This is a genomic window from Acinetobacter brisouii (genome assembly GCF_008993995.1).
Lineage (GTDB): Bacteria > Pseudomonadota > Gammaproteobacteria > Pseudomonadales > Moraxellaceae > Acinetobacter > Acinetobacter brisouii_A.
In genome coordinates, this window is sequence record NZ_BKNN01000095.1 from 1 (window position 1) to 6,180 (window position 6,180).

General features: G+C 35.6%; 5 protein-coding genes. 2 read left to right on the forward strand and 3 right to left on the reverse strand.

Annotation, left to right across the window (positions count from 1 at the left end; translation table 11 throughout):
- The coding region (locus GBN19_RS14115) for a dynamin family protein (protein WP_151778569.1) at nt 1-2,402 on the reverse strand (2,402 nt) is incomplete at its 3' end.
- Between the two features lie 179 nt (nt 2,403-2,581).
- Here GBN19_RS14115 and GBN19_RS14120 point away from each other — a divergent pair.
- A complete protein-coding gene (locus tag GBN19_RS14120; protein ID WP_151778570.1) occupies nt 2,582-4,678 on the forward strand; it encodes a dynamin family protein in 2,097 nt (698 codons plus the stop codon).
- Between the two features lie 63 nt (nt 4,679-4,741).
- Nucleotides 4,742-5,023, forward strand: coding sequence for a hypothetical protein (locus GBN19_RS14125; RefSeq protein WP_005157469.1), 282 nt, complete (start codon nt 4,742-4,744; stop codon nt 5,021-5,023).
- Between the two features lie 285 nt (nt 5,024-5,308).
- Here GBN19_RS14125 and GBN19_RS14130 read toward each other — a convergent pair whose 3' ends face one another.
- Both GBN19_RS14130 and GBN19_RS15970 read right to left on the reverse strand, forming a co-directional pair.
- A complete protein-coding gene (locus GBN19_RS14130) occupies nt 5,309-5,779 on the reverse strand; it encodes a transposase family protein (protein ID WP_215903493.1) in 471 nt (156 codons plus the stop codon).
- Complete coding sequence (locus GBN19_RS15970; RefSeq protein ID WP_215903494.1) at nt 5,727-6,029, reverse strand: transposase family protein; 303 nt, start codon at nt 6,027-6,029, stop codon at nt 5,727-5,729. Before GBN19_RS15970 ends, GBN19_RS14130 begins: the two co-directional genes overlap by 53 nt.
- Nucleotides 6,030-6,180 lie beyond the last annotated feature (151 nt).

A 6,180-nucleotide genomic window follows, 5' to 3' on the forward strand; every position in this document is an offset into this window, starting at 1 on the left:
ATTCTATCTAAATACTCTCCATTATCTATCAATAAATTTTGTACTTTTTTAGTTAAATTACTATTATCTACTATATTATCAATATCCCAACTATTTATAAATTTAATTTGTATATCTTCATCTAAATTTGGATACTTACCCAAACTACATCGAGTCATAAAACCTTTATCAAAGAACTTTTGCTGTAGTTCAGATGAGAACTTTATTCTCCCATCAAACAATCTATCATCAGCATATAACAGACTATCTTTTTCCATTAATTTATATAATGCTAAGCCCGTCAAATTTCTATTATCTGTTAAACTATATTTAATGGAATCAATCCAACTATCTCCTATTAATTCAACTAATTTTAGCTGTATTTCCTCATCTATAGTCGGATTTGAGGCTAAAGAACCTCTAATGCTTTCATCATAACTATCAATTAAAACTAACTGTATCTTCTTAGATATCCACCAATTTTCAGCAAGATTTTGTTTATCCCAATCATCTCCTTCCTGAACTATAGAAAAATGTTTACTTTCTTGATTAACTCTAAAATTTGAACTTACAGATAATAATCTATTTTTCACTTGATCATGTAAACTATCATTCAATAATAATTGATTTCTAACTCTCTCACTTTCATCGCTACTTAATATAGTTTGAACCTCTTCTATTTTTGTTAATTTTGCCAAACTAGCCCTAATACTCACATTGTCATTTTTTGTCAGAATAACTTGGGCTTCCATACAAAGATTTTTAACACCTAGTAGTGTTTTTGCCAAATAAAAACTATTTAGAGAATAATATGCTATATTTAATAAATCTTCATCATCTAGTTCTTTATTCTTTAACAACTCATATAAAATAATTTTATCCTCCTCTTTAGAAAGATATTTTTTTACCAATTTACCTATATTTTTACCAACCAACATTAACTTCTCACTAGAAGAAAGCATATTATAATGATTTAATAGATTTTTTTCATTAAAATATATTTCACCACGTGAAAATATATTTATAATTTTTTCTGTAGATAAGCTTCCCACAGGTTTAGATAAAGCCCTTTCAAGTACTATTTGAGGACAATTTTGATGCTTATATATTATATCTAATATATCATTATCTAAACTTTCAGCATAACTCTGTAATATTTCAGCTGAACAATTTGGATCTTGCAATAGTGTTTCAATATCAATCAACTGTTCCTTATATCCCGTTATTGAATTTGCAAGCTGATTCATTTTCTTAAAAAACTGACTTTGTAGCTCTTCAAGTTTTTTAGCTAAATCACTCCATTCCTTGTTACTATCTTTTTCAATATATTGTAGTTTTTCAGTAATTTGTGTTTGTTCCGTATGATCAGATAAAAATAATAACTTATTTATTTGTTCCAATTTAGTTTTAGCTTGTTGTTGTTTATTCTGTACAAATTGACTATAACCCACAAACTGCCGTTTAAAATTTTGAGCAAAGCTTAAACATTTTTTCTGTTCATTCCATTTCTCCAAAAAACTCACTACAGGCTGAACTGGATAATCATTTTTCTTCCGTGCAGATACAGGAACTACATCCAGCACATTAACTCCTCGTTCTGCTGTTGTTTGTTTTATCAAAGCCGCAATTTTGGCAATATCTTCAGGTGTTTTCGCATCAGCACGGCTGACCACAATCAGCTTTGGAATATCCGCATTTAAAGTTGCCAAAAACTTTAAATCATCTTCGGAAATCGTCCCTTGTGTTGCTGATACCACCCAAATGATAAAGTTAGACAAATTAAGTTGTGAACGTGCCACAGATTCATCTGTTCGCTCACTCCACTGTTCACTATCAGGTTTGCTATACCCTGGGGTATCAAGCAAGGCGATATTTTTCCAAGTAAAATCTGGATCACTGACAAAAGCTGAACGCAATAGCCCTGCAATCTGACTACCATATTTTATTTTTTCTTCGTGGGTCAGACTGGCAAATTCATCCTGAGATAAAATTACACGACGGCGAAATAAATTAAGTGCCGTAATCTGTTCCTGTTCACCATACAACAAATAAGTCGGTAAAGAAGTTGTTGGATCAATCTCTACCACTAAACGCTTTTTCCCTAAAAGCGTATTAATTAAACTGGATTTTCCTGCACTGAATGCGCCACCAACACCTACCACAACTTTTTGAGCCAAGTCTGGAAATTCACAAAACTCCCTAAAATGTTCTAATTCCAGATTGAGACTTTTTAAAATATCGGCAAAATGATCAGGGCTACCTGAACGAGCCAGTTCAGGCAAATCATGATTAATGATTTTGTCCAATACATCCAGATCGGCTGCAAGTTGTAAACGTTGCCCCTCCTGTTCAACATGTGACTGACTGGCGCGGCACAATAAATCATAACGCTGTGCGATATCAAAGTCTTCTTGGTATGACATTCTCTTGTCCTGAAATTTTATTATGTGTTGATCATATACAATCGAAATTCAATATAAAACAATCTATGAAAATTACTACGTCAAACTATGACTTAGACCGATGAAATGACTCTATTTTTTTATAAGAATTCAGGTAGACTCCATGAAATAGTTTATTTCATCATAAAAAAGAGTGTCTTATGACCATTCAGCAACACCTAGAAAAATTGAACCAACTTTCTGAGCAATTACAACCTTGGCAGGGACGTTTTAATGAAATTCAGGATATTCTAAGCCTAAAAAAACCGTTATTAGAACAGGTCGAGCGTTTTAATCAGGAAGAGCAAACACTGAATATTGCGATTATGGGGCAGGTCAAGGCAGGTAAAAGTAGCTTTTTAAATGCTCTCCTTTTTAATGGCAAACCCGTTCTGCCTACAGCAGCCACACCTAAAACAGCAAACCTAACACGCATTTCCTACGGTGAAAAACCTGTACTGGAAGTTGAATACTACACAGCAGAGGAATGGCAAGACCTTGAGCAACTGGCACAACAACAAGGCGATTATGACCAAATTAAAGTGGCAAAAGAACTGACCACGATGGTGACGCAAAGTGGCCTGGATGTTACTCAGGTATTGCAACAACAAAAACAACTGATTGAAGCCAATTCTTTAGATGAGCTGATGCAGGTTCTAGACAGCTATGCAGGCAACAGTGGTCAATATACGCCTTTGGTCAAAATGACACGCCTCTATTTACCTAATGAAGAATTGAAAGGCTTTGACATTATTGATACGCCAGGAATGAACGATCCTGTGCTCAGCCGTACTGAAAAGACCAAGGAAGAAATGAAACGCTGTGATGTTGTGTTTTTCCTTTCCCGTGCTAGTCAGTTTTTAGATCAATCTGATATTGAATTACTCTCAAGCCAACTCCCTCAAGGTGGCGTACAGAAAATGGTTTTAGTGGCTGCACAATATGATTCTGTGATTATTGATGATGGTTTTAACCGTGATTCGTTAGCAGAATGTGAAACCAATGTTCAAAAACGTGTCAATCGTCGTGCGGAAACTGAACTTGGAAAACTTGCTGAACAACGTGAACAGGCGGGTCGCCCACAAGTTGCCGAATTATTACGCTCACTGACCAAACCTATTCTATCCAGTACCTTTGCCTATGGTTTTTCACATTGGGAACAATCTCAATGGGATAACGCCATGCAGCATACTTATAAGGAATTACAAAGTTTAGGGGAAGAATGGGGTGATTACCAATTTACTCAAGCAGACTGGGAAAGAATTGGTAACTTTAAAACGCTTAGCCAAGAATATGAACAGGCTCGCCAGAATAAAGTCCAACTTTTAGAACAGAAGAAACAAGAACTTTTGCCCAAAGCTCAGGAAAATTTAACAGATAAAGTACAAGCGTTGACTGCAATGATTGATCAACGTATCCATACCTTGAACACGCAAGATATTCAGCAACTGGAACAGCAGCAAAAGAAATGTGAACAACAGATTCAGCGCATTTCAGGGAAGCTGGAAAATCTGATTAATCAACAAATTAATAAACTGCAAAGCACGACTCAAGATATTACCCGTGACTTGCAAAAAGGGATTCAACAATATAGTCAAATCACCACACATACAGGGACAGAGACAGAAGAACGCTCGTATGAAGTCAGTACCTCAAAATGGTATAACCCATTTAGTTGGGGAAGCACTGAAACACGTTATCGTAGCTACACCACAACCTATGAATATCTGAATGCTTCCGATGCAGTAGAGCAAGTCAGCCAATATGCCCGTGATTGCACAGTTGATATTCAATATCACTTTAACGACTTAGTTCGCCCAAGCCAATTAAAACTGGAGTTACGCAAGGCACTGGTGGATGAACTGAATACATCCAGTCAGGATTTTGAGCCTAAACAATTTAAAAATACGCTAGATCGTGTCATCAATCAGCTAGATTTACCTGAACTGGATTTAGATATCGGCAATCCAAGTGAGCTGATTAGCCGTAATTTTAGCGGTCAGGTTCGTTCAAGTAGTGATATTCAGCAACTTAAACAACAGCTTAATCAATCATTGCAGAAAATTTTTGAAATGTTATCGCAACGCTTTAAAACATCTTCTCAGGATTTACAGTACAGCCTAGAACAAACTCGTGATTCTTTACTGCAAACCCTAATTGCAGGACTTGAACAAGAGTTGCAACAAGTTCGTCAGGATTTTGCTGAAAAACAAAAAACCTTAGAAGAATATCAACAGCTTAAAAAAATCCTAGCTTAAAGCCATATAGGTGTACAGTTTCTTGTACACCTTTTCTTTTATACAGATTTGGGGGAATTCGATATGGAAATGATTAAACGTCTGTTCTTTAAACATCTGGTTTTTAGCCAAAGTAACATTAAAAAAGTCATTCTGCTTATTTTGATTAATGGGCTGGGTATTGTCACGATGATTGGTTTACCAGTTGCCTTGATTATTGATGTACTGTTTGTATTTTATAATCTTCAACGTGTTTATCAACATCGGGCGACCATTAAAAAGGGCTGGAATTTTATTACCCTGCTCAATCGTTTGGCATTGGGGCTCATTGTTTTAGTCGGACTCGGTATATTCTTTGGCTCATAAGTTGATGATTTCATCACGTCAAACTATGACTTGGTCATAGTTTTAATCACTATCTTTTTATCAAACCTAAACTTACACTCTATGTATAATTTATATTGCGTATAATACCATGAACCAAATGATGTGTGCTGAATTAGCAGGAGACTTTCACTTGGGAGATTCTAGGCAGCTAACCGATAAAAGTCTTCTGCTATTTAATTTGGTGTCTTAAAATCCAAGCCTTTTTGAATTCTTCGTTGATTATAAAATAACTCTATATATTTTGTAATAGACCTCTTTCATAAATCATTTTTTGCTCAACTCCCTATTATAAATTCCAGCAATTAAATTAAACCTCAATCCCAGTCTTTTGCCTCGGTTTCGATAACGTCCAGCAAGAATCTTAAAGGTTTTGAGTCTGCCAAATACATGCTCAATTCCTATTCTTCTTTTATTGATTTCTCGGTTGTATTTTTTGAGCTCAGAATGCAAGTTACCACGTTTTTTTGCTTTTAATGGCAATAAACTGTTCGAGTAAACAGTATCAATGCCTTGATATCCCTTATCAACAAGAATAAAAGCACCCATAGGAATTTGATTTAAATGGCGTTTGAATAGCTTAAAATCATGTATAGCTCCATGACAACCACGCAAACTCAAAATCTGCTGCGTTTTATAGTGAATGATGGCTTGTACTTTAAAGGTATGTACCTTTTTCTTGCCACTATAACTTTTCTTCTGTTTTTTTAGGCCTTTGGATCGGAATTTCTGTGGCATCTACAATCACCACATTCCAGTCGATCCCTTCACCTTTAGGTAACTCTTTGGGTAAATTAAACAATTTGGACTGAATCAGGCAATCTTCAACATGACGTACAATTCGGGATGCCGTTGGTTCTGAAACACCATAACTTGTAGCAACATGAAATAAGGTTCTGTATTCACGCCAATAGCTGAGACAAAGTAAAACCTGATCTTCCACGCAAAGCTTGGTTGGTCGCCCTTTGGTGTGGATCTTCTTCTTCATGTATTCAACGATCAAATCAAAGGTTGAACCGTACCGGGTTTATCGGAGACTTTTTTATTTAAGTTAGGCCACCTGACCTAACGGGTTAATCTTATCATAGTACATTGCTTCAAACTCAAAAGGCGATACATAACCCAGTGCACTGTGTACA

Excerpts from the sequence above, each read along its gene's own strand:
- GBN19_RS14125 (WP_005157469.1), top strand. The coding sequence starts at position 4,742 with ATGGAAATGATTAAACGTCTGTTCTTTAAACATCTGGTTTTTAGCCAA.
- GBN19_RS15970 (WP_215903494.1), bottom strand. The coding sequence starts at position 6,029 with ATGAAGAAGAAGATCCACACCAAAGGGCGACCAACCAAGCTTTGCGTG.
- GBN19_RS14120 (WP_151778570.1), top strand. The coding sequence starts at position 2,582 with ATGACCATTCAGCAACACCTAGAAAAATTGAACCAACTTTCTGAGCAA.
- GBN19_RS14130 (WP_215903493.1), bottom strand. The coding sequence starts at position 5,779 with ATGCCACAGAAATTCCGATCCAAAGGCCTAAAAAAACAGAAGAAAAGT.